Annotated in this window: 18 protein-coding genes, 1 tRNA gene and 1 riboswitch; of the genes, 5 read left to right on the top strand and 14 right to left on the bottom strand. The window is 68.5% G+C overall.

Going from position 1 to position 23,513, the window contains the following annotated elements; genetic code table 11:
- Positions 1 to 66 precede the first annotated feature (66 nt).
- From H7F30_RS06320 to H7F30_RS06300, 5 genes are all read right to left on the bottom strand, one after another.
- The gene (locus H7F30_RS06320; protein WP_047312313.1) at positions 67 to 381 is read right to left on the bottom strand and encodes a hypothetical protein; all 315 of its coding nucleotides are present in this window, start codon (positions 379 to 381) and stop codon (positions 67 to 69) included.
- Positions 382 to 508: 127 nt separating this feature from the next.
- Positions 509 to 581: transfer RNA gene (locus H7F30_RS06315), tRNA-Thr, on the bottom strand.
- A gap of 204 nt (positions 582 to 785) precedes the next feature.
- Positions 786 to 1,502 (bottom strand): transglycosylase family protein, encoded by a 717-nt coding sequence (locus H7F30_RS06310; protein ID WP_118913477.1) that lies wholly within the window; start codon positions 1,500 to 1,502, stop codon positions 786 to 788.
- 8 nt (positions 1,503 to 1,510) lie between these two features.
- A riboswitch (cyclic di-AMP (ydaO/yuaA leader) is annotated at positions 1,511 to 1,682 on the bottom strand.
- Positions 1,683 to 1,884: 202 nt separating this feature from the next.
- A complete protein-coding gene (locus H7F30_RS06305) occupies positions 1,885 to 3,438 on the bottom strand; it encodes a threonine/serine exporter ThrE family protein (RefSeq protein ID WP_187037444.1) in 1,554 nt (517 codons plus the stop codon).
- Positions 3,439 to 3,524: 86 nt separating this feature from the next.
- A complete protein-coding gene (locus H7F30_RS06300) occupies positions 3,525 to 5,507 on the bottom strand; it encodes a serine/threonine-protein kinase (RefSeq protein ID WP_187037442.1) in 1,983 nt (660 codons plus the stop codon).
- A 165-nt stretch (positions 5,508 to 5,672) separates the two neighbouring features.
- On the opposite strand from H7F30_RS06300, the gene H7F30_RS06295 reads away from it, so the two are divergent.
- Complete coding sequence (locus tag H7F30_RS06295; RefSeq protein ID WP_187037440.1) at positions 5,673 to 7,091, top strand: trehalose-6-phosphate synthase; 1,419 nt, start codon at positions 5,673 to 5,675, stop codon at positions 7,089 to 7,091.
- Positions 7,088 to 7,924 carry a trehalose-phosphatase gene (otsB, locus tag H7F30_RS06290; RefSeq protein ID WP_255464980.1) on the top strand — a complete coding sequence of 279 codons (837 nt, stop codon included), beginning with the start codon at positions 7,088 to 7,090 and terminating at the stop codon, positions 7,922 to 7,924. Before H7F30_RS06295 ends, otsB begins: the two co-directional genes overlap by 4 nt.
- A 423-nt stretch (positions 7,925 to 8,347) precedes the next feature.
- Here otsB and H7F30_RS06285 read toward each other — a convergent pair whose 3' ends face one another.
- From H7F30_RS06285 to H7F30_RS06265, 5 genes are all read right to left on the bottom strand, one after another.
- On the bottom strand, positions 8,348 to 9,112 hold the full coding sequence (locus tag H7F30_RS06285) for a bifunctional 2-polyprenyl-6-hydroxyphenol methylase/3-demethylubiquinol 3-O-methyltransferase UbiG (RefSeq protein ID WP_187037439.1): 765 nt from the start codon (positions 9,110 to 9,112) through the stop codon (positions 8,348 to 8,350).
- A gap of 1,202 nt (positions 9,113 to 10,314) precedes the next feature.
- Positions 10,315 to 11,364, bottom strand: a complete 1,050-nt coding sequence (locus H7F30_RS06280) for a LacI family DNA-binding transcriptional regulator (protein WP_129665587.1) — start codon at positions 11,362 to 11,364, stop codon at positions 10,315 to 10,317.
- A 140-nt stretch (positions 11,365 to 11,504) separates the two neighbouring features.
- Entirely contained in the window at positions 11,505 to 12,461 is a 957-nt protein-coding gene (locus H7F30_RS06275) for a sugar ABC transporter permease (RefSeq protein ID WP_187037437.1), read from the bottom strand.
- Positions 12,461 to 14,038, bottom strand: coding sequence for an ABC transporter permease subunit (locus tag H7F30_RS06270; protein ID WP_187037435.1), 1,578 nt, complete (start codon positions 14,036 to 14,038; stop codon positions 12,461 to 12,463). Before H7F30_RS06270 ends, H7F30_RS06275 begins: the two co-directional genes overlap by 1 nt.
- A gap of 85 nt (positions 14,039 to 14,123) precedes the next feature.
- Positions 14,124 to 15,440, bottom strand: a complete 1,317-nt coding sequence (locus H7F30_RS06265; RefSeq protein ID WP_187037433.1) for a maltose ABC transporter substrate-binding protein — start codon at positions 15,438 to 15,440, stop codon at positions 14,124 to 14,126.
- Between the two features lie 360 nt (positions 15,441 to 15,800).
- Between H7F30_RS06265 and H7F30_RS06260 the strand changes: the two genes are divergently transcribed.
- The 3 genes from H7F30_RS06260 (at position 15,801) to H7F30_RS06250 (ending at position 19,102) form a co-directional block, all read left to right on the top strand.
- On the top strand, positions 15,801 to 16,871 hold the full coding sequence (locus H7F30_RS06260) for an ABC transporter ATP-binding protein (protein ID WP_187037431.1): 1,071 nt from the start codon (positions 15,801 to 15,803) through the stop codon (positions 16,869 to 16,871).
- A gap of 125 nt (positions 16,872 to 16,996) precedes the next feature.
- The gene (locus H7F30_RS06255) at positions 16,997 to 18,238 is read left to right on the top strand and encodes a DUF4032 domain-containing protein (RefSeq protein WP_187037429.1); all 1,242 of its coding nucleotides are present in this window, start codon (positions 16,997 to 16,999) and stop codon (positions 18,236 to 18,238) included.
- A gap of 96 nt (positions 18,239 to 18,334) precedes the next feature.
- Positions 18,335 to 19,102, top strand: coding sequence for an RDD family protein (locus H7F30_RS06250; RefSeq protein ID WP_222617862.1), 768 nt, complete (start codon positions 18,335 to 18,337; stop codon positions 19,100 to 19,102).
- Positions 19,103 to 19,194: 92 nt separating this feature from the next.
- Here H7F30_RS06250 and rlmB read toward each other — a convergent pair whose 3' ends face one another.
- The 4 genes from rlmB to H7F30_RS06230 all read right to left on the bottom strand — a co-directional run bounded on the left by rlmB (position 19,195) and on the right by H7F30_RS06230 (position 23,459).
- The gene (gene rlmB / locus H7F30_RS06245; protein ID WP_118913466.1) at positions 19,195 to 20,169 is read right to left on the bottom strand and encodes a 23S rRNA (guanosine(2251)-2'-O)-methyltransferase RlmB; all 975 of its coding nucleotides are present in this window, start codon (positions 20,167 to 20,169) and stop codon (positions 19,195 to 19,197) included.
- On the bottom strand, positions 20,169 to 21,617 hold the full coding sequence (gene cysS, locus H7F30_RS06240) for a cysteine--tRNA ligase (RefSeq protein WP_047312323.1): 1,449 nt from the start codon (positions 21,615 to 21,617) through the stop codon (positions 20,169 to 20,171). The genes rlmB and cysS overlap by 1 nt, the downstream gene beginning before the upstream one ends.
- A 100-nt stretch (positions 21,618 to 21,717) precedes the next feature.
- The gene (locus H7F30_RS06235) at positions 21,718 to 22,374 is read right to left on the bottom strand and encodes an MBL fold metallo-hydrolase (RefSeq protein WP_187037425.1); all 657 of its coding nucleotides are present in this window, start codon (positions 22,372 to 22,374) and stop codon (positions 21,718 to 21,720) included.
- Positions 22,374 to 23,459, bottom strand: coding sequence for an S-(hydroxymethyl)mycothiol dehydrogenase (locus tag H7F30_RS06230; RefSeq protein ID WP_187037423.1), 1,086 nt, complete (start codon positions 23,457 to 23,459; stop codon positions 22,374 to 22,376). The genes H7F30_RS06235 and H7F30_RS06230 overlap by 1 nt, the downstream gene beginning before the upstream one ends.
- Between the last annotated feature and the right edge of the window lie 54 nt (positions 23,460 to 23,513).

The following is a 23,513-nucleotide window of genomic DNA, read 5'->3' as shown; positions in this document are numbered from 1 at the left end:
GCAGGGTCACGACGAGCCGCCCGCATCGCGTCAACAGACGGTGCGGGCGGCGCGTGCGCACGGGTATCAGCTGCGGTCGACGAGGGCGTACGACGCAGCGGCGGAGGCCGCCGCAACACCGAGGACGGAAGGCCAGGCGCCAACCTTCTTGGCGAGGGGGTGCGACGCACCGAAACCGCCGAGGTACACGGCGCCGAGGGCGGCGGCCTTGGCGGCACCGGCCTTGGCGACCCAGGTGCGTCCGGCGTAAGCACCGGCGAGGGCGAGGACCACGCCGCCGAGCGGGCGGATCTGCGTCTCGCGGGCGGTGACGTAGCCCCCGAGGAGGCCGAGCGCTGCGAGGGGTGCGGTCTGGACGTCTGCTGCGGGCTTGAGGTTCATGACGACATCGTAGGAAACGAGTCTGAACCGTGCCTTGACGCCCCCAGCTCACCAGAAGGCACGCGTCACCCAGAGGATCTCGCGGACATGGGCACACCGATGGGCACACTGCGAGCGGAATTCACAGAGCTGGAGATGGGACTCGAACCCACAACCACCTGTTTACAAGACAGGTGCGCTACCAATTGCGCCACTCCAGCACGCCGCCCGTGCCGGGCGACCACGCGATCCTACCGAACCTGCACGGGGCCTGCCCGCCAGGCCACGACCAGGCCCGCTCTCCAGTGCAATTCGGTGGTCCCGGTGACGAAACATCGCGGCCAGATCGACAGATCTGCATCAGGAAACGCCGACAGGCCCCGCCGCTCGAAAGCGGCGGGGCCCGTCAGCCCTGAATCAACCGATCAGTGGTTGTTCAGGTAAGCCTGCAGAGCGCGAACCGTGCGGGCGTTGAGGTAGCTGGCGCCGTCGCGCGAGATGCCGACCTTCGTCTGGAGCGCAGCAACGGTGCGCGGGCCGACGATGCCGTCGGCGTACACGCCGACCTTGCGCTGCAGGGCCTTCTTCGTCTGGACGCCGACGACACCGTCGCGGAACGTGCCGACCCAGGCCTGGAGCTCACGGGCCGTGCGCGGGCCGAGAACACCGTCGACGGCGAGCTTGCCACCCTGCGAGTACACGACCGCGGAGCGGGCGGTGGAGCGCGACGTCTGCGTCACGGCCGGAGCGGCCGATGCGCCACCGGTCGCGCGGGTCAGACCGGCGCGAACCGAGCAGACCGGCCATGCGCCCGGGCCCTGCACGCGCAGAACCTTCTGAGCGATCGCGATCTGCTGCTCGCGGGTGGCGAGGTGAGCGGACGAGGCGTACTGACCGCCGCCGAAGCCACGCCACGTCTGCTGCGTGAACTGGAGGCCGCCGTAGAAGCCGTTACCTGTGTTGATGTGCCAGTTGCCCGTCGACTCACAGTGAGCGACGCGGTCCCAGACCGAGGCGGCGGAGGCCGAGGAGGCCTGGGTGAGACCGGCACCGACGGTGGCGGCACCGGCGAGAGCCACGCCGGCGACCTTGCGGCCGGTGGTGCTTTCGGAAGCAGCGACGTGCTTGGGGGTGTAACCCATGGAGAGTGTCCTTTCCTGACGTACGCCTGTGAGGTGAGCTGTCGGGTTCGGGCAGTCAGGTGCCCGGCCGGCGAGGACCGGCTTCACCCCGAGACGCTCACCGTGCGGCGAGCGTCGGAAGTGGGTCCCCCACCCTCGTCTTCAGCCCGCGATCTGCGGGTGAAACGGCGGTGCCAGACGAGGTTTGGCGTGTGCACCGCCCACTGAATAAATGGTGTTGAGTTCTCATGTCGCCGTGACGACACGAGAAATACATCGTGCACAGCGAAGGGAACGTTACGGGACGAGAGACCTACGTAACAATCAGGTCGCGGTAACTTCTTGACAGATCAGGCCTTTCGGGCCTGATCTGTGATGCATATCACACAAAATCGGCGTGATGTCAGCGCCGGCGGGCTCGTCGACGGCGTACCAGCGGCTTGTCGAGCGGGGCCGAGAGCACGTCGCCGAGCACCAGTCCGGTGCTGATCGCGAGGGCCACTCCGACGGCGCCGAGCATCGTCGTCACACCCACGCCGGACTGGGCCACCTTGGTGGCGCCGATGACCGACCCGGAGACCGACTCGTACATGCCCCGGAAGATCCGCAGGCCCGGCAGCAGCGGCGAGACCGCCGGCATGACGATGACGAGGGCGGGCGCACCGAGGCGCAGCGCCACGAGCCGCGCGGAGAACCCGACGCTGACGGCAGCGACCGCCGTGGCCGTCGTCGCCCCGATCCCGACATAACGCGTCAGCAGCGCAACCCCGACGACGCCGAGGGCTCCCGCCGCAGCTGTCGGCAGGAGCATCCGCACGCGGGAGCGCATCGTGACGGCGGCACACGCCGCACCGATGGCACCGCACGCCACCTGCAGGAGCAGGACCGTGGGCGGCATGTCGAAGCGCAGGGAGCCGGGCGATTGGAGGCTGAGGTCGAGCGCCCGGTCGAGGTTCAGCGTCAGCGCCAGACCGGCACCGACGCCGACGGTGATTCCCGCGCAGTCGAGGATGACAGTGAGAACACGACCCGACGCCGTGACGGGGTAGCCGGTGACGGCGTCCTCGACCGCGGAGGCCATCTGACGACCGGGCAGGAGCGCGACGATGCCGCCCGAGATGGCATAGGCGAAGTCGGCCGTCGACATCGTGCCGGGCAGGTTGTGGGCGACGAACTCCCCCACGACGCGGCTTTGGTGCGACATGTACGCGAACCACGCGAGCGCCGTCGAGATGAGACCGCCGGCGGCGGCGCCGTAGAACGCGGGAACGCCGGCGTTGCTCAGGCGGCGGCCCACGCGGTCGACGAGCACGGCCGAGACCAAGGCGACGACGACGGCCATCCACCCGCCGCCGAGGATCGTCGCGACGGATGCCGCGAGACCACCGAAGGCTACCGAGACGAGCCACCGCGGGTAGAGGCGCGGCATCCTCTGGATGCGCTTCAGTTCCTTCGTCGCCTCGTCGAGATCCAGGCCACCGGACACGAGCGACTCGACGAACTGGTGCACGGCCATGAGCCGAGAGAAATCGCGCGTCGAGGAGCGCACGACACGCAACATCGTGAGGGGCTGACGGCCGTTCGTCGACGGGCTCTGCAACAACAAGGACTGGTTCGTGATGTCGACCTCGAGGCGGCGCAGACCCGCGGATGCCGCGACGGCGAGGACACTCGCCTCGACGTCACGCGTACTCGCGCCACAGCGGAGGAGCAACTCGCCCACACGGGCGGCGATGTCGAGCGCCTTCTGCTGCTCGGTGTCGTCGTCCGGCCCGCCCATGACGTTCGGGTCGCGATAGGGCGTGCGCTTGAGCGCGTCGGCGATGGGCAGCGGCTCGGTGACCGGCTCGCTGCGCAGGAAGCGCATCCGTGGCGGCAACCCCGGGGTCGGCGTGCTGGACGAGTCCCTCGAGGGGTTGGGCCCCGTGCTCGACTGATCCCGTCCGTACTGCGCCATGCCTCGAAGAATAGTTCGTGGGCCTCGACCGACCGTGGGCCCGCGCTGTGGGTGGGCTGTGGAACGGGGCCCGAAGCGTCAACGGATCAGTTGCCGAGGCCGGACGCCGGCAGGTACTCCGCGAGCGGATCGGTGATGCCGCCGGTGAGCGGAACCCAGGAGATGTCGCCGCCTTGCATGAACGAGCCGACGAGCATGAACAGGCCGAGACCGGCGAGCGCGGGCGCCACGATCCTGCCGGCCGACTCCGGGACGAGCGCCCGCACGACCGAACGTGAACCCCGGCGATAGCCGACGGACCCGGCGCCGCGCCACATCGTCCACTGACCCGCCACGGCCCCCGCGACGATGGGCAGTGCCCACCACGCCCGTGCGACGCCGTCACCGCGCACCATGGCCCAGCCGATGGCCACGAGCGAACCGACGCACGCGAAGACGAGTGCGGGGAGCACGAGGGCCGCGAGCGTCGAGACGAGAGCGCGCAGCAGATGCCAGGGCGAACTGGCCACGGCGACGGCGCCGTCGCTCTTTCGTCGCCCGGCCTCGTAGCGGCGAAGGACGGTCTGCGTGATCGTCGAGTCGCTGAAACGCGCCGCGACGTTCCACACGATGAGCAGTACGAGTCCGACGACGGGCACGAGCGCCGTGAGGCCGACCCAGAGCAAGAACATCGCCTGCAGCGTGCCCGAGCGGTGTGGCAGGTTGATCCGCGGATCGTGCTCGCCGGGGCGGCTCTGCGCCTTGACCGCCGAACCCGGGCGGTAGGGGCGCGCACCGTTCTGCGGCGCGCCGCCGTACGGGCCCTGCTGCGGCGGCACGGCCGGCGCCGGTTGCGGCTGCCCGTTCGCGCCACGCGACTGACCGAACTGGCCGTAGGCAGGCGCCGCCTGGGGCGCCCCGCCCGAACGCTGCGTCGGGCCGTCGTACGCCAACTGCTGCGGTCGCGATGCGACGGGGCGCTCGCTCACGGGAGCGACACGGGTAGCGTCGACGACCGGCATGACGGAGGTGGCGGCCGGGCCTGGGGCGGCGGGCGCCGGGGCTGCGGGCTCGCGCACAGGAACCACGGTCGTCGGTTCGCCGCGGGCGTAGCGCTCCATCTGGTCGACGACCTGGCCGGCCGAGGGTCGCTCCCCCGGCACGGGGCTGAGTGCGGCCGCGAGCAGCGGCCTAAGACGCGCGTCGACGCCGGTGAGGTTGGCCTGCCCCCGCGTCACGCGGTCGAGGACGGCCGGCATCGGCCCGCGCCCGAAGGGCGGCTCCCCCTGGGCGGCGAAGGCGAGCGTTGCCGCCCACCCCCACCAGTCCGTGGACGTGGAGACCGGGGCGCCCTCGACGAGCTCCGGCGAGAGGTAGCCGGGGGTACCCATGACGAGGCCGGTCGAGGTGAGGCGCGCATCGTCGGCGATGTGCGCGATGCCGAAGTCGATGAGCACGGGGCGTCGACCCACCATGAGCACGTTGCTCGGCTTGAGGTCGCGGTGGACGACACCTGCGGCGTGGATGGCGCGAATGGCGTCGGCGAGGCTGCGCCCGAGGTCGGCCATCTCCTCCGCGCCCAGGGGACCGCGCTCGTCGACCACCTTGTCGAGGGGGTCACCGGGTACGTACTCGGTGGCGATGTAGGGACGCTCGCCGTGCGGATCGGCGGTGATGACGGCAGCGACGTTGGGGTGGTGGACGCGCTCGAGCGTGTCGACCTCGCGCGCGAGACGCGTGCGCGCATCGGGGTCGTAGGCGATGTGCGGGCGAAGAACCTTGACGGCGACCTCACGACGACGCGGGTCGGCGGTGTCGATCGCTCGGTACACGACGCCCATGCCGCCCTCACCGATCTTCTCCGCGAGCTCGAAGCGCCCCACCATCCGGTCGTTCCCCTCCGGGCGGCGTGAACTGACGCGGGTGGCCTCGTCGTCACGATCGCGCGGCGGCGCCGCCCGCGTGGCGTCGCCATCCGCTGCTGCTCCCCACGTGGTGCGCTGGGTCGACTCGTCGGCTTCGGCGCGGCGCGGACGAGGCAGACGGTGCCCGCCGCGTCGGGGGTCACCAGCGTTGTCGAGAGGCGTCATGACCCCACCGTAGGGCGCCTCCTTGAACTTCCGCTGTATCGGCGTGCCCGTGTCACGCGGTGGCAACCCGTTCGTCACCGAGGCGCGATAACCTCGAATCACCGGTGATCGAGCGGGAGTTCGTCGCCGGGCGAGCACCAGCGAACACGGGGAGCCAGCAATCCGATGAGCCACACGTACGACTTCGTCGTCGCCGCCAACCGCCTACCCGTCGACCGCGTCACCGGCGAGGACGGAAACGAGGAGTGGCGCCGTTCGCCGGGCGGTCTCGTCACCGCCATGGACGCCGTGATGCGCGGGCGTGAAGGCGCCTGGGTCGGCTGGGCGGGTGACCCAGGCGAGGCTCCGGAGCCCTTCGACGACGCCGGCATGCACCTGCACCCCGTGCCGCTGTCGGAGCAGGAGGTCGCCGAGTACTACGAAGGGCACAGCAACGACACGCTGTGGCCCGTCTACCACGACGTCATCGTCACGCCGACGTTCAAGCGGAGCTGGCGTTCGGCCTACCGCACGGTGAACAAGCGCTTCGCCCAGGCGTGCGCCGACGTGGCCGCCGAAGGCGCCACCGTGTGGGTGCACGACTACCAGCTCCAGCTCGTGCCGCAGATGCTGCGTGAGCTGCGCCCCGACCTGCGCATCGGGTGGTTCAACCACATCCCCTTCCCCGCCGTCGAACTGTTCGCGCAGCTGCCGGGGCGCGAGGAGATCCTCGAGGGCCTGCTCGGTGCCGACTTCCTCGGGTTCCAGCGCACCGAGGACGCGGGCAACTTCCTGCGCGCCGTGCGTCAGTACCTCGAGCTCGAGGTCACCGGTGGCGTCGTCGACCTCGGTGACCGTGCGGTGCGCGCCACGGCGGTGCCGATCTCGATCGACACCGCGGGCCTGCGCGAGGTGCTCGAGAGCGACGAGGTGCAGGCACGCGCCCGCGAGATCCGCGAACAGCTCGGCAACCCGGACAAGATCCTGCTCGGCGTCGACCGCCTCGACTACACGAAGGGCATCCGTCATCGCCTCAAGGCCTTCGGCGAGCTGCTCGCCGACGGTCAGCTCGACCCGAAGCGTCACAAGCTCATCCAGGTCGCGACGCCGAGCCGTGAGCGGGTCAAGGCCTACATGGATCTGCGCGATCAGGTCGAACTCACCGTCGGGCGCATCAACGGTGACTTCTCGAGCATCGGCGCCACGGCGCTCACCTACATGCACCAGTCGTTCGACCGCGCCGAGATGGCCGCGATGTTCGCCGCTGCCGACGTCATGCTCGTCACGCCGCTGCGCGACGGCATGAACCTCGTCGCGAAGGAGTACGTCACGTGCTGCCCCGCCGACGGCGCACTCGTGCTCTCGGAGTTCACCGGCGCGGCAACCGAACTGAGCGAGGCCTACACGTGCAACCCGCACGATCTGGCCGGCCTCAAGCAGGTCATCATGCGGGCCATCACGGCGACGGAGGAGGACCGCGAGCGCCGCATGGACGCGTTGCGTTCGACCGTGTCCACCGCCACGGTGCAGGAGTGGGCCAAGCACTACCTCGCGGCTCTCGAGGCCGCACCAGCGCGGCCCGAGGACGAGAGCGACAACTCGTGAGCGAGTCGACGCCCCCGATCAAGGATCAGCGGTCCGACGCCGGGCTGCCCGCCGACCTGCGCGCGGCGATCGAGCACTTCGCGCGAGAGCCTCGAGTGCTCGTGGCCTCGGACTTCGACGGCGTGCTCGCCCCCCTCGTCCTCGACCCGATGAGTTCGCGCCCGCAGCCGGGCACCGTCGAAGCATTACGCGCGCTGGCGGAGCTGCCCGAGGTTGACGTGGCCGTCGTCTCGGGGCGCGACCTCGCAACGCTGGGCGAGCTGACGGGGCTCGCGGCGTCTGACGGGATCGTGCTCGTCGGAAGCCACGGTGGCGAGTCGAGCGAGCCGCTCACCGACGGCTCGTCGACGCCGTCCTCCGGCCTGGGCGAGGCCGAGCAAGCGGCCCTCGAGGGTGCCACCCACGCGTTGGAGGCCGTCGTCGAGCGGTTCGGCGACGCGCGCGTCGAGCACAAGCCCGCCGGCGTCGTGCTGCACACGCGCGGCATGGACGACGCCGAAGCTGCTCGCGCCACCGCCGCTGCGCTGGCCGTGCCCGAGGACGTGCCCGGCGTGCGGGCCATGCGCGGCAAGTCGGTCGTAGAACTGTCGGTGCTCGACGTGACGAAGGGCAGCGCACTGGCCGCACTGGCCCAGAAGGTCGGCGCGGACGCCGTCGCATACTTCGGTGACGACGTCACGGACGAAACGGTCTTCGAGGCACTCGACGCAGCCGAGGGCCACGTCACGGTCAAGGTGGGTGAGGGCGATACGGCCGCCGCCCACCGCGTCGAGACGTGCGAGGTCATGCCGACGCTGTTGGACACACTGCTTGCAGCCCTCAGCGCCCGCTGAGGCGCCTTGCGTCCGCGTGGCGACTGGTTCTGGACTGCCACCGGCTGGACCGGCGACCCCCACATCTCCGAACCCAACAAATGCGTCGGCTTGCAGTGGTATGACCTCAGCAACCTCCCACCGGACATCCCCGGCTACGAGAGCTTCGTCCTTCAGCGCTGGCACAACAACACACTCCCACCGAGCACCACGCACGGATTCGCTGGAGCGCGGGTCTGACGGTCACGCGTGTAGCCAACTCACCCTTGACGTAGCCGCCCGCGCACGCCCACCGGAGCGGCCAGTTCACTTACGGACAGCCAGGAGACAACAGCGGCGACCCGGATACTCCGCCTTCGGTATCGGGTCGCGCTCAACGCGCTTACGCACTGTGAAACCGGCCGACTACACCTCCTCGGCCAGATCGTCACCGTCGATGACGCATCACTGTGGCGGTCGCCTGGTCGCGAGGAAGTGCAGTTGGGAGCCAAAGGCGCGGTAGGGATCCCGGCGACCAGCTTCGACCTCGGCCGCCAGGCATGCATCCAGGTCGACCTCGCCGGCTGTGGTGTCGGCGGGAACCCCATCGGTCAGGACTCGCACGCCGTACCACGCCGTGATCGCCAGGCCAGCGCGAACGCACCACTGTTCGATCTGGGTGCGCGAGTGCGCCGCCGCGTCGACGCCAAGTTCGTTGCGGTAGCGGTCTCCGCCTTCGAAAGCTGCAAGGGCAGCGCGATACTCACCGCGAATCCCCGGACGATACGCCAGCGCATCGCCATTCCGAATGGTGAACGACAGCACGCCACCGTCGACCAGCCGTTCGGCCAACGTCTTGATCGCTGCAGCAGCGTCAGGCAGGTACATCAACAGCCCGTGCGCGCAGACGAGGTCGAACTGCTCGTCGTCGATTACATCATCGAGGTCGTCGATCGTGCCCTGGACAGCTCGAACTGGCTGTCCTGCGGCCTCAGCGGCTGTCGTCATCTGGGCCAGCAGGTCGGACGAAGGATCCACCCCGGTCACAGCCATCCCACGCCGAGCGAGCTGGATCGTTTGGGTGCCTTGGCCGCAACCGACATCGAGCGCGGTCCGCGCGGTGCCGAGGTGTTCGGCCAGCTGATGGGCAATCACATGTTGGCGGACGACGTTGCGCAAGTTGCCCAGCCGCTCAGCCCAAACTGCCTCGAAACCCGTGAAGGTGCTCATGCCCGTCACCATAGATGGCACGACATAAGAAGAGAGCGCACTGTCTGTCGAGAGTTGACCTTCTTCGACAACGCGACGATTCGCCGGGTTCCGTGCCTTCCCAAGTTGGTTCACCCACAACCGTCGCGAACCCACCCGTGTTCTCCTTAACGATCCTTCAGTGTCCGTGAACTCTCGGGGTTCCGTGTCGTGGAAGAAAGTTGGGTGGCAGTGGCTCGCTATGGTCGTCATCGTCGTTGAAACCGACGCCGGCGACCCGGTGATCGTGCAGCGGTGGGTACCCGCCGAGAGCGTGCGTCCCGTTCCAGCTGACCCCAATCGCGCCTTCGGGAACCGGTGACCGTGCGCTCAAAAGGGCTACTTTGCCGTCAGGATTGACTCGTTATCCTCTTGCCGTTCGGTCCGCGACGTCGCACGCCCAGGCGACAGCGACTGCTGAACACCCCACCGAGCCCTGTAAGCCGCCCACGACGCCACGTACGCAGCCTGCAAAGGTTCAGGCAGGTGCCGAAACTCCGCGGCACGCCGGGCCGATCGTTCCTCGAGTACCCGCGAAGGCGTGTCACGAAGCCATTGTCGACGCCGTTGCTCGGGGTGCCTGCCCGCAGCCAGAGATCGCGCCGCAAGCTCATTCCGGATCCGGTCCTGCTCGACCAGGGGCAGGGACGCGAAACGCGTCGACCATGCCTGCTGCCGTGCTTCCCGCTCAGCCCCAGACAGACTGTCCCACCACGCCTGCTGCCTGACCTTGTCGCGCTTTGTCGCCGCCGCCCGTGCGGCGTCCCAGCTGGTGCACCGCCGCGAACGCCATGCTGCGCGCTCAGCTTCGATCCTGGACCGCAGGATGTCTTGTGCCTGTTGGTCAGCCGTCAGCACCTCTCGAGGGACCGAGGCAGCAGTCCGGCGCCACCGGCCGTCGGCTTGGCACTCTGCTAGTCCCAGGGACTGGAGGTGGGTGAGGGCCGCTTGCAGGGTGCGCAGCTGGCGGCGGGTCGGGCTGGCCGTGGGGGAGGAGGTTAGGAGGGCTAGGTGGCAGAGCCGGTGCAACTTGGTGGCTGTGTGGGGGAGGTGGCGCAGGAGGGTGCCGGTCACGCGGGGGGCAGAGGTCAGCCGGGTGGTCACGCCGTGCCAGGGGGTGTGCGCAGTCCGGTTCGCGTGATGCGGTCTGAGCTGACTCGAAGTGCGTCAGGCGCCCCCCTGCGTCAGGTGCTCGAGTGAACCCTCACGGCGCCCGTGTGCGGACCTGTCGAGGCGCGCACGACGAGTTCGGGGGCGAACACCACCTCGTCGTGTTCGCTCGCCTGCCCCTTGATCTGCTGCACGAGGATGTCGACGGCGCCCGCTGCCAGTGCGGCGACGTTCTGGCGCACCGTCGTCAGCGGCGGTGCGGTGTGTTCGCACATCATCGAACCGTCGTAGCCGACGACCGACAGGTCACCGGGGACGTCGAGACCCTCGAGGCGTGCCGCTCGGATGGCACCCAGCGCCATGAGGTCCGAACCGCAGATGATCGCGCTGACCCCGCGCGCGACGAGCCGACGAGTCGCCAGTTCACCGCCTTCCAGCGTGAACCACGTGTGCTCGACGAGCGCCTCGAAAGTCTGGGCGGCCGCGATCTCACGGAAGGCCTGCGTCTTGCGGATCGAGGGAATGTAGCGAGCCGGCCCGACGGCCAACCCGATGCGGTCGTGGCCGAGGCGACGCAGGTGTTCGACGGCGAGATGGATCGCCGCGCCGTCGTCGGTCGAGAGCGACGGCGCCGGCAGATCCTCGCGGTGTCCGTTGATGAGCACGAGCGGCAGACCGGCCTCGAGCATCTCGCGCTGGCGCGCCACGGACGCCGTGGTGTCGGCGTGGCGCCCGCTCACCTGGACGATGCCCGCGACGCCTCGCTCGAGCAACATCGAGAGGTACTCGTCCTCCTGCACGCCGCCCGCGCTCGTCGGGCACAGAACCGCCGTGTACCCCTCCGCGGCGAGTCGGGTCGTCACGGCCTGAGCGAGGGCCGGAAAGATCGGGTTGTCGAGCTCGGGCACGACGAGGCCGATCGCCCCAGTGCCCGCACGCTGCAGGTTCGAGGGGCGCGAGTACCCGAGCACGTCGACCGCGGTGAGGACGCTCTGTCGGGTGGCCTCGGCGACGCCCGACTTGTTGTTGAGCACTCGGCTCACGGTCGCCTGCGACACCCCAGCCGCCTCCGCGATCTCCAACAGTCGCAGCGGCGAGCCCCCCTCGCCATGCACGTTCGCCATGTCTCCCCCAGAACTCGACGCGTACGTCGACCGTACAGTTCGCGCCTCCCTCCGAAATGATGTGTCTCGACCTTCGACGGGAGACGCCACTGCCGCCGAGGCCGTGAGGCGCCCGGCGGCAGTGGCGGGTGGCGGGACACTCACTTGACGGAGCCCGAGGTTAGTCCTCCGATGAGCTGCTTCTGGAACGCGAGGTAGAGGCCCATGATGGGCAGCGAGCACAGGAGCGCGCCCGCAGCGAACTGCCCGAACAGGGCGTTGCGCTGCTGACCGAAGGTCATGCCGTACAGACCCACGCCGAGCGTCTGCTTCGACACGTCGGTGAGGAAGATGCTCGCGAGCAGGAACTCACCGAACAGGCCCACGAACGTCACCATGAAGACCGTCACGAGGATCGGTCGCACGAGCGGCAGTGTCAGGGAGAAGAAGACGCGGGCGTGTGAGGCACCGTCCACGTGCGCGGCCTCGTCGAGTTCCTTCGGCACGGTGTCGAAGTAGCCCTTGAGCAGCCACACGTTGGAACCCATCGCACCGCCCATGTAGACGAGGATGAGGCCCCACAGCGTGTTGAGGCCGAACGGCGGCAGCACCTCGCCGATCTTCGTGAAGGTGATGTAGAGGCCGACGAAGGCGAGCAGTGCCGGGAACATCTGCAGCAGCAGGAGGGCCAGCAGCATCGCACGCCGGCCCTTGAACCGCAGGCGCGAGAACGCGAAGGCCGCACAGGCGCCGATGAAGACGCACAGGGTCGACCCGACGAACGCGATGATGAGCGCGTTCTTGTACCACGTGACGAACGGGTGCGACTCGTCGGTGAACAGCGCCGTGAAGTTGTCGAGCGAGAAGCCGCTCGGCAGCAGGCCCGTCGAGCTCAGCGTGCCGGCCGGGTTGAATGCGGCCGACATGAGGAACACGATCGGGAACAGCGCGAAGGCGAGCGCCAGCAGCGCGAGGGCGTGGCGCCACCACACGTCCCGGAAGCTTCCGCGAACCACCGGCTTCTTCGCGCGGGCGCCCTTGGCCTCGTTGGCGGTGCGGGCGGCGTCACCGATCGGCTCGAAGGGAGCGACCGGCCCGTTGACGGGGCTGACGGACATCAGTTGACCTCCTCGAGGGCCTTGCTGCGCAGGAAGCCGGGGAAGCTCAGCAGCGCGACGATGATGAAGATGACGACGGCGATCGCGGAGGCGAAGCCGAAGTTCGGGCTCGTGCCGTCCATCGCGAGACGGAAGGCGTACGTGATGAGCAGGTCCGTGGAACCGATCTGGGTGTCGCCGCCGACGAAGGGAGCACCCTTCGTCACGAGGTAGATGAGGCCGAAGTTGTTGAAGTTGAAGGCGAACGATGCGATGAGCAGCGGGCCGACGGCGACGAGCAGCAGCGGCATCGTGATCGAGCGCAGGGTGCGGATCGGGCCGGCGCCGTCGATGCGGGCGGCCTCCATGATGTCACCGGGCAACGACTGCAGCGCACCCGTGCACACGACGAACATGTAGGGGAAGCCGAGCCACAGGTTGACGAGCAGGATGGCGGCGCGCGCGGCCCACGGGTCACCCATCCAGTCGATGTCGAGGCCCGTCATCGTGTTGATGAGGCCGAACTCCTGGTTGAACATCGAGGCCCACACGAGCGCCGAGACGAACACGGGCACGGCGTACGGCAGGATGAGCAGGCTGCGGTAGATGGCCTTGCCCTTCATGCGCGGGTCGTTGAGCAGCAGTGCGAGAAGCATGCCGAGCACGAACGTCGTGAGCACCGAGAGCACGGCGAAGGCGATGTTCCAAGCGAAGATGCCGAGGAAGCCCGAGCGCAGCGTCGGGTTGGTGAACAGGCTCGTGTAGTTCTTGAGACCGACGTTCTCCTTCCACCCGACGGCCAGCGGAGAACCGTTGCCGTTCTTCGGCTCCCACCGCGCGTTCTTCGCGACGTAGACGGTGCCGGTGGAGCTGTCGACGAGCTCGTCTTTGGCCTCGTCGAGACGCAGCGCCGGCTTGCCCTCGAAGGCCTGGGTTGCGCCGCTGGCCTTGATCCCGCCGCCGTCGTCCGTGGGCACCGCGAAGGCGCTCAGATCCTTGCGTCGGTTGGCTTCGCCGAGGTTGAGGATGTGAAACCCCTCGGCGGAGGTGATGCGCCCGAGGCTCATCTCGGTCGCACCCGCGAGCGGCGCGGTGCCCTTGGCGTCACCGACGAGCTTGTTCCCCTTCTCGTCGGCGAGCAGGAAGTACAGGTCGCCCTTCGTGACGTCCTGGCCCTCCTTGACCGCAACCGAGAGGTTGTACGTCGGCGAACCCGGAACCTGCTGCACGGAGTAGGCGACGTTCTGCTTCGTCGCCTCCTCCTTGGAGACGAGGTGGCCCTGGCCGTAGTTCGTGAACGACGTGGCAGCCGTGTAGGCGATCGGCCACACCTGGAGGCCGACGAGCAGGAGCAGCCCTGGCAGCAAGTACTTGGCGGGGACGTTCTTGCGGGTGCCGTACACGACGAGGACGGCCATCGCGACGAAGGCGACCCCGACGACGGCGAGCGAGTACCCGGCGGACGCGAGCTTCGTCACGAGGTAGAGGCACAGCGCGAGGGCCGCGGCGATGGCCACCCACTTGGTGACGATCGCCCAACGGGCGCTCTTCGCGGGAGGCAGAGCCGCGCTCTGCGTGGGGGCGGCAGGCGTCGCCATGAACGAACTCCAGGGTGTGAGGCGAAGGGGTGAGCGTGCCGTGAGCCGGTGACCGAGGGACGGTCACCGGCTCACGGGAGGAGGGTCAGTTACCGGCCTTGATAGCGGCCTGAATCTCCGACTGCGCCTTGTTGAAACGGGCGTCCGGTGCGGACTTGCCCGAGATGACGTCGGCCAGGGCCTGGCCGAGCGGCTGCCAGACGGCGTTCATCGCGGGGATGTTCGGCATCGGCTTGGCACCCTCGCCGGCAGCTGCCCACTGGGCGACCTGCGGGTCCGTCTTCGCGACCGCGTCGTAGGCGGCCTTGAGTGCCGGCGGACGCTTGCCGATCTCGAAGAGCCGCTTCTGCGCGGCCTCGGTGGTGAGGAAGGACGTCGCGAACGTCTGGGCGACGGTGGCGTTCTTGGCCTTGGAGGAGACGTAGAACATCTGCACGCCGAGGAACGGCGTCATCTTGCCGCCACCGGTGACGGTCGGCATGGCGCTGACGGCGTACTTCACGCCGGCCTTGTCGTAGGTCGGGAGAGACCAGGGGCCCGTGATGGCATACGCGGCCTTGCCGTTGGCGAACAGGTTGTCGGCGTTCGTCTTGTCGATGTTGGTCGACAGCACCTTCTTCTTGCCGAGGTCGGCGAGGAGGTTCGCGCCCTTGAGCGTCTCCGGCGAGTTCACCATGAGCTTGCTCGCGTCGTAGTCACCGTTGGCCTTGGTGCCGAAGATGCCACCCTTGAACGCGGAGAGGAACGGGTAACCGTGGTAGGCGTCGCCGACCTTGCCCATCTCGAGTGCGAGGACGTTCGTGGCCTTCTTCGCGTCGACGGCCTTCTGGCCCGTGGCGATGAGCTCGTCGAGCGTCTTGGGGGCGTCCTTGGCGTAGGCCGTGTTGCGCACGAGGGCCATGTTCTCGACGGCGTAGGGCACGCCGTAGGTCTGGCCGTTGTACTTCGACGCCGTGATGGCGACAGGGTTGAAGCCGGCGGCGGTCTGGGCCGAGAGCTGGACGGGGGCGACGGAGCCGTTGGCGACGAGCTCACCCATCCAGTCATGCGCGCCGACGATGATGTCGGGGGCCTGGCCGGCCTTGAACGCGGTGTTGTAGTTGCCGCGCACGTCCGTCGCGGTCTGGACGGAGACCTTGACGCCGTTCTGCTTGGCGAACTCCGAGGCCAGCTTCGCGACGGTGGGGGCAGCGGTGCTGTCGGCCCAGATGACGAGGTCGGCGCTGGCGTCGCGCTTGGGGTCCTTCGCATTGACAGCGCCGGTCGCGGCGGCCGAACCGGACGCGGACGAGTCGGACGACTTCGAGCTGCTCTTGCTCGAGGACGAGTCTGTGCCACCGCAGGCGGACAGCGAGAAGGCGACGACGCCCGCGAGGGCGACGGCAACACTGCGCTTGGTCATGGGTACTCCGATACATGAGGAACGCCCTCGGGCGAGAGCGTGTGGTCCACTTCACATTGTGAGGACGCTTTCACCGTTTGCAAAGTTTTTCAGATAACGGTTTCATCACCGCGCAGAGCGACGCGGGCGGACATGTCGAACCGATTCCCGCGCGCCCGTTGGAGATCGGATTCGGAGTCCGGCTGCACGGCGAGGATGCATCAGCTGCGCTCGTTTGAGCAGCACAGAAGCAAATGTGCGCGAGGGGTAGGCAGGGGCCACCCTCCTCGGGCATGATGTGTGCGTCATCACATTTCGTGAGACACCCGTTCACAACGGATCGTCCGGCACGTTCCTGCCGGTGAGCGCCAAAGGAAAACCATGGCAACTGTTACGTACGACCGCGTCTCCCTCACGTACCCGGGCGCCGAGCGCCCCAGCGTCTCCGACCTCAACATCGAGATCGCCGACGGTGAATTCCTCGTCCTCGTCGGCCCCTCGGGCTGCGGTAAGTCGACCTCCCTGCGCATGCTGGCCGGCCTCGAGGAGGTCACGAGCGGCCGCATCCTCATCGACGGCAAGGACGTCACCGCGCTGTCCCCCAAGGACCGCGACGTCGCCATGGTCTTCCAGAACTACGCGCTCTACCCGCACATGAGCGTCGCCGACAACATGGGCTTCGCGCTCAAGATCGCCGGCGTCGACAAGGGCGAGATCCGCAAGCGCGTCGAGGAGGCCGCGCAGATCCTCGACCTCACGCAGTACCTCGAGCGCAAGCCGAAGGACCTGTCGGGTGGCCAGCGTCAGCGCGTCGCGATGGGTCGCGCCATCGTGCGTCAGCCGCAGGTGTTCCTCATGGACGAGCCACTGTCGAACCTCGACGCCAAGCTGCGCGTGCAGACGCGCACGCAGATCGCCGACCTGCAGCGTCGCCTCGGCGTGACGACCGTCTACGTCACCCACGATCAGGTCGAGGCCATGACGATGGGTGACCGCGTCGCCGTCCTCAAGGACGGCCTGCTGCAGCAGTGCGACACCCCGCGCAACATGTACGACCGCCCGGCCAACGTCTTCGTCGCCGGCTTCATCGGCTCGCCGGCCATGAACCTCTTCGAGGTGCCGATCAAGGACGGCAAGGTGCTTTTCGGCACGAGCAGCATCCCGATGCCGACGAGCGCCAACCCAAAGGCCAACCGCGTCACGCTCGGCATTCGACCCGAGGATCTCGCGCCGGCCGACGAAGGGCTCAAGGTCGACGTCGTCATGGTCGAGGAGCTCGGCGCCGACGCATACGTCTACGGCAAGACGCAGGCAGACCGCGAGGAGTACCAGGTCATGGCTCGCGTCGACGGCCGCCGTCCCCCGAAGAAGGGCGACACGATCTTCTTCGCGCCGAAGACCGACCACATCCACCTCTTCGACGTCGAGACGGGCGAGCGCGTCAACGACTGACCCGCACTGCACGAGGTGAGGGGCGCCGCAGCCTGCGGCGCCCCTCACGCGCGTTCGGAGCTCGGCTGGTGGACACGCGGAGCGCGCGGAACCGGCACACCTATGCCAGATGGGAGAATGACGCGGTGGCACTCGACATCAAGGCCTCACGGCCCTACCCGGCGCTGTTCAGTCTGCCGTGGAGCACCCCGCTCGAGGCGTGGCCCGCCGACCGTCTGGCTGCCCTCCCCCGCGGCATCTCGCGTCACATCGTGCGTTTCGCCCGCGTCGACGGCCGCGTGTTGGCCGTCAAGGAGATCAAGAGCGACATCGCGTTGCGCGAGTACAACATGCTCAAGCAGCTGCGCCGCCTGCACCTGCCGTGTGTGGAAGCCATCGCCGTCGTCACCGGCCGAACCGCCCCCGACGGCTCTCCCCTCGACGCCTGCCTGCTCACCCGTCACCTGCAGTTCTCCATGCCCTACCGGGCGATGATCAGCCAGACGCTGCGCCCCGACGCCGCCACACGGCTCATCGACGCCCTCGCCGTGCTGCTCGTCAAGGTGCACCTCGTCGGTTTCTGGTGGGGCGACGTCTCCTTGTCGAACGCCCTCTTCCGCCGCGACGCCGGTGAGTTCGCCGCGTACCTCGTCGACGCCGAGACCGGCGAACTGCGCGATCAGCTCTCCGACGGTCAGCGTGAGCACGACCTCGACATCGCCCGCGTCAACATCGCCGGCGAACTCATGGATCTCCAAGCCGGCGGCATGCTTCCGGAGGACATGGACCCCATCGAGGTGAGCAACACCATCGTCGAGCGCTATCACGAGCTCTGGCGGGCGATCACCGACACCGAACGCTTCGACGCCAGCGAGGCTTGGCGTGTCGAGGAACGCATCCGGGCTCTCAACGAGCTCGGCTTCGACGTCGGTGAACTCGACATCACCACCGACATCGACGGCACGACGATGCAGATCAAACCGCAGATCGTGGAAGCCGGCTACCACTCACGCCGTCTGCGCCACCTCACGGGCCTCGAGGTCGGCGAGAACCAGGCGCGTCGCCTGCTCAACGACCTCGTGAGCTTCACCGCGAGCAAGAACCGTCAGAACGACGACGAGGAGGCCGTCGCCCGCGACTGGCTGGCCACGATCTACGAGCCCGTCACGCGCTCCGTACCGCCCGAGATGCGCGGCAAACTCGAACCCGCCGAGATCTTCCACGAGGTGCTCGAGCACCGCTGGTACATGTCGGAGCGACAGCGCCACGACGTGACGATCGAACAGGCCGTCGTCGACTACGTGAAGCACATCCTTCCCACGAAGCCGGACGAGAAGAACGTCATCGCGCCCGACACGACACCGATGCAGATGGATCTCAACCCCTGATCCGTGCGTCCTAGTGCGGTACGCCTTCGGCCAACGCCAGCCCGAACGGGCTAGCGTGTGCGCCAGGACATGACGAACCACAAGGGTGGAGGAACAGTGAGCACCAACGATCCGCACGGTCCGGGCGGCCTCGGAGACCAGTTCAACGCCAATGCGCACGGCCAGAACAACGGCGGTCAGTACGGGCAGCAGCCTTACGGCCAGCAGCCGGGACACGACGCGTACGGTCAGCAGGGCAACCAGCACTACGGGCAGCAGCCATACGGCCAGCAGCAGTACGGCCAGCAAGGGCACGACGCGTACGGCCAGGGCGGCCAGCAGTACGGCCAGCCCGCGTACGGCGCGCAGCCTGGCTACGGCCAGCAGCAGTTCGGTGCCATGGCCCAGGCCCCGATGCCCTACGCGCACTGGGGCAAGCGCGTCCTGGCGTACCTCCTCGACACCCTGATCATGATGCCGTTCATCATCATCGCCGCCATTGCGATGGGCACGTCGATGAGCGACCTCGAGACCTCCACCGACGCGTACGGCAACACGACCACCACGGGCAGCCCGAGCACGGGCGCCTTGGCCCTCGGGATGCTGTGCTATCTCGTGGTTTTCGCGTTCTCCATCTGGAACCTTGTGTTCCGTCAGGGCAAGACGGGCCAGAGCCTCGGCAAGAAGTGGACCGGTATCACGCTCCTCTCGGAGCAGACCGGTCAGCCCCTCGGCGCCGGCATGACGTTCGTGCGTGGGCTCGCACACTTCCTCGACTCGCTTCCGTGCAACATCGGCTACCTGTGGCCGCTGTGGGACACCAAGCGTCAGACCTTCGCCGACAAGATCATGAACTCGGTCGTCGTGGAGAAGCCGAACAGCTGATCGCCTCACGCACGAACGAGGAGCGCCCCGACCGGATCGGTCGGGGCGCTCCTCGTGTTTCGCGTGATGCAGCCGCGCTGTTCGGCGCAGTGTCAGCGCGTCGAGCCCAGCCCGCGGTTCACGGCCACCTGGTACAGCGTGACGCTCGTGGCGATGCCTGCGTTGAGCGACTCGACGGAGGAACTCATCGGCACCGACACGATCTGGTCGCAGGTCTCCGCGACGAGACGCGAGAGGCCCTTGCCTTCGGAACCGACGACGACGACGAGCGGGCGGTCCGCCAGCTCGAGGCCGGGCAGGTCGACGTCACCGTCCATGTCGAGGCCGATGACGAAGAAGCCCGCCTTCTTGAAGTCCTTGAGCGCCGCCGTGAGGTTGCTCGCCTGAGCCACCGGGATGCGCGCAGCTGCGCCGGCCGAGGTCTTCCAGGCCGACGCGGTCATGCCGGCGCTGCGTCGCTGCGGGACGACGACGCCGTGGCCACCGAAGGCCGCCGTCGAGCGGACGATGGCGCCGAGGTTGCGGGGGTCGGTGATGCCGTCGAGCGCGACGACGAGCGGCGTGCCGGGCAGCTCCGGGTCGATGAGGTCGCCCGGGTGGGCGTAGTCGTACGGCGGTACCTGCAGCGCCAGGCCCTGGTGCACGGCGCCGTCGGTGAGGCGGTCGAGTTCGCCGCGCGGCGTCTCGAGCATCGGCACGCCCTGCTCCGTGGCGATCTTGAGCGTCTCGCGCACTCGGTCGTCGGAGTCGATGCGGCTCGCGACGTAGAGCGTCGTCGCGGGCACGCCCACGCGTAGCGCCTCGAGCACCGAGTTGCGCCCGGCGATGACCTCGCTCGAGGTGCGCTCACGGCGGCTCCCGCTCGAACGTCGTCCGTTCGGGGCGCCCTGGGCCGCGCCCGATCGGGCCGCGGACTTGTACGCCTTGTGGTTCGGACGTTCCTCCGCCTTCGGCGTCGGGCCCTTGCCCTCGAGGCCACGACGACGCTGGCCACCGCTGCCGACGGTCATGCCCTTCTTCGAACTGCCCTTGCGAATCGCGCCTCGGCGCGAGGAGTTGCCTGCCATCAGTTGTCCTTTCCGCCCTGCCGCGCGAGACTCCAGCGCGCGCCGTCAGGGGTGTCCTCGACCACGACGCCGGCGTCGGCCAGCTGGTCGCGGATGGTGTCGGCCGCCTCGAAGTTCTTCGCTGCGCGGGCGGCCTTGCGCTGTTCGACGAGCGCTTCGACGAGGGCGCCCAGGGCGTCCATCGCCTCGTCCTGGCCGCCGGCCGAACGACCCGACCACTGCGGGTCGAGCGGGTTGACGCCGAGCACGTCCGTCATGGCGGCGACCTGCATGGCAAGTTTCTCGACGCGCTCCACGTCGGCCTCGTCGATGGCGGTGTTGCCCTCGCGGATGGCGTCGAAGCAGGCCGCGAGCGCACCGGAGACGTTGATGTCGTCATCCATGGCCTCGACGAAGGCGCGCGGCAGTTCCACACCGGCGACGTCGTCGCTCGTGAGCACGGCGTCGGCGCCGAGCGCACGACGCAGGAAACCCTCGATGCGCTCGACCGCAGCCGCAGCCTCGGCGAGCGAGTCCGGCGTGTACTCGATCGTCGAGCGGTAGTGGACGGCGCTGAGGTAGTAGCGCACGACGATGGGCCGCACCGTCTTCGTGAGTTCGTTGACGGCGAGGGTGTTGCCGAGCGACTTGCTCATCTTCTCGCCGGAGAGGGTGACCCAGCCGTTGTGCATCCAGTAGCGCGCGAAGCCGAGGCCCGCGGCGTGCGACTGGGCCTGCTCGTTCTCGTGGTGCGGGAAGCGCAGGTCGATACCGCCGCCGTGGATGTCGAACGTGTCGCCGAGCCAGCGTCGCGCCATGGCGGAGCACTCGAGATGCCAGCCCGGGCGGCCTTCACCCCAGGGCGTGGGCCAGTTCGCGGAGGCGGGTTCGTCGTCCTTTCGCCCCTTCCACAGGGCGAAGTCGCGCGGATCATTCTTGCCACGCGGATCTGCGTCGCCCGCAGCCTCCATGTCGTCGAGGTTCTGACGCGTGAGGGAGCCGTACTCGGGGAAGCTCTTGACGTCGAAGTAGACGTCACCGGAGCCGTCGGACGCCGGGTAGGCGTGGCCTCGCTCGATGAGCATCTCCATGAGCTCGACCATGTCGGTGACGTGCCCGGTGGCACGCGGCTCGTACGTGGGTCGCTTGACGCCGAGGGTGTCGAGCGCGTCGCTCGTCTCGCGTTCGTGCAGGTAGCTCCATGCGAACCACGGCTCGCCCGCCTCGGCGGACTTGCGCAGGATCTTGTCGTCGATGTCGGTGACGTTGCGCACCAGCGTTACGTCGTAGCCGTGCCCGCGCGTCAGCCAGTTGCGCAGCACGTCGAACGCGACGGCGAAGCGCAGGTGGCCGATGTGCGGTGAACCCTGCGTGGTGAGGCCGCAGATGTAGATGCCGACCTTGCCGGGGTTCACGGGTTCGAAGTCGCGAAGCTCGCGAGTGGCGGTGTCGAAGATCTGCAGAGTCACAGGCCCGATTCTATCGGCCTCCGCAGGCGTGCTCGCCCGGCCACGTTCTCGCCCCGGATCGACTGCAGGTGGATCCGGGGCGAGAACCCGCACTAGTGGGTCACTCGTCCTCGAGGCCGACCTCTTCGGCGGCGAGCGTCGTCGAGTCGCCGTGGCCCGTGAGCACGACGGTGTCGCCGGGCAGGGTGAACAGCTTCTCGCGGATCGACGCCACGAGCGTCGGCTTGTCGGAGTAGGAGCGACCGGTCGCCCCCGGCCCGCCCTGGAACAGGGTGTCTCCGGTGAGCACCGCGCCGAGCGCGGGGACGAAGAAGCACACCGCACCCGGAGCGTGTCCCGGCGTGTGAATGACGCGGACGCTCGTGCCGGCCACCGTGAGCTCATCGCCGTCGGCGAGCGCCTCGTCGGGCTGCCAGTCGTGCGTCATGTCCCACAGGACGCGATCCTCGGGGTGGAGGAACACGGGTGCCCCCGTGGCTTCGCGGACGTCACCGGCCGCAGTGATGTGGTCGTTGTGGGCGTGCGTGCACCAGATGCCGACGACCGTGCGGCCCGCAACGGCGTCGAGGATCGGGGCTGCGTCGTGGGCCGGGTCGACGACGGCGACCTCCCGGTCATCGCCGATGAGCCAGACGTTGTTGTCGACGTCCCAGCTGCCACCGTCGAGTTCGAAGGTGCCGGACGTGACGACACGCTGGATGCGCAGGCCGTCCTCGTGTGCGAGAACAGCGGCGCCCTGGTCGGTGAATTCGGCCATCAGAGGGTCACCACCGAACGCAGCACCTTGCCGCCCTTCATCGTGTCGAAGGCCTTCTCGACCTCGTCGAGACCGATCTTCTCGGTGATGAACTCCTCGAGCGGGAAGCGGCCCTGCTTGTAAAGGTCGACGAGCATCGGGAAGTCGCGCTCCGGCAGGCAGTCGCCGTACCAGCTCGACTTGAGCGCACCACCGCGGCCGAAGATCTCGAGCAGCGGCAGCGTGAGCTCCATGTCGGGCGTCGGCACGCCGACGAGGACGACGCGGCCGGCCAGGTCACGGGCGTAGAACGCCTGCTCGTACGTCTCGGGACGACCGACGGCCTCCACGACGACGTCGGCCCCGAAGCCGCCCGTGAGTTCACGGATCTTCTCGACGGCGTCGTCCTTCTTCGAGTTGATCGTGTGCGTGGCGCCGAACGCCTTGGCGTTGCCGAGCTTCTCGTCGTCGATGTCGACGGCGATGATGGTCGTGGCGCCGGCGGTCTTCGCACCCGCGATGGCCGCGCACCCCACGCCACCGCAGCCGATGACGGCGACGGACTCACCGCGCGTCACCTGGCCGGTGTTGACGGCCGCACCGAAACCGGCCATGACGCCGCAGCCGAGCAGGCCGACCGCCGCGGCGTCGCTCTCCTCGACCTTCGTGCACTGACCGGCCGCGACGAGCGTCTTCTCGATGAACGCACCGATACCGAGCGCCGGCGTCAGTGCGGTGCCGTCCTCGGCGAGCGTCATCTGCTGCGTCGCGTTGGCCGTGTCGAAGCAGTACCAGGGCTGGCCCTTCTTGCAGGCGCGGCACTGGCCGCACACCGCACGCCAGTTGAGGACGACGAAGTCGCCCACCTCGACGTTCGTCACACCCTCGCCGACGGCCTCGACGCGACCGGCCGCCTCGTGCCCGAGGAGGAAGGGGAATTCGTCGTTGATGCCGCCCTCGCGGTAGTGCAGGTCGGTGTGGCAGACACCGCACGCCTCGATCGCGACGACGGCCTCACCCGGGCCGGGGTCGGGAACGACGATGTCGACGACTTCCACGTCGGCGTTCTTGCTACGGGCGATGACGCCCTTGACGGTCTGGGACATACTGGCTCCTCAAGTGTTGTCGGGTCTGATCCCAACCTAGCGAGAAGCGGTGAC

The organism is Dermacoccus sp. PAMC28757, assembly GCF_014302635.1.
GTDB classification, from domain to species: Bacteria; Actinomycetota; Actinomycetes; order Actinomycetales; family Dermatophilaceae; genus Dermacoccus; species Dermacoccus abyssi.
This window is presented reverse-complemented; position numbering and strand designations above follow the sequence as displayed.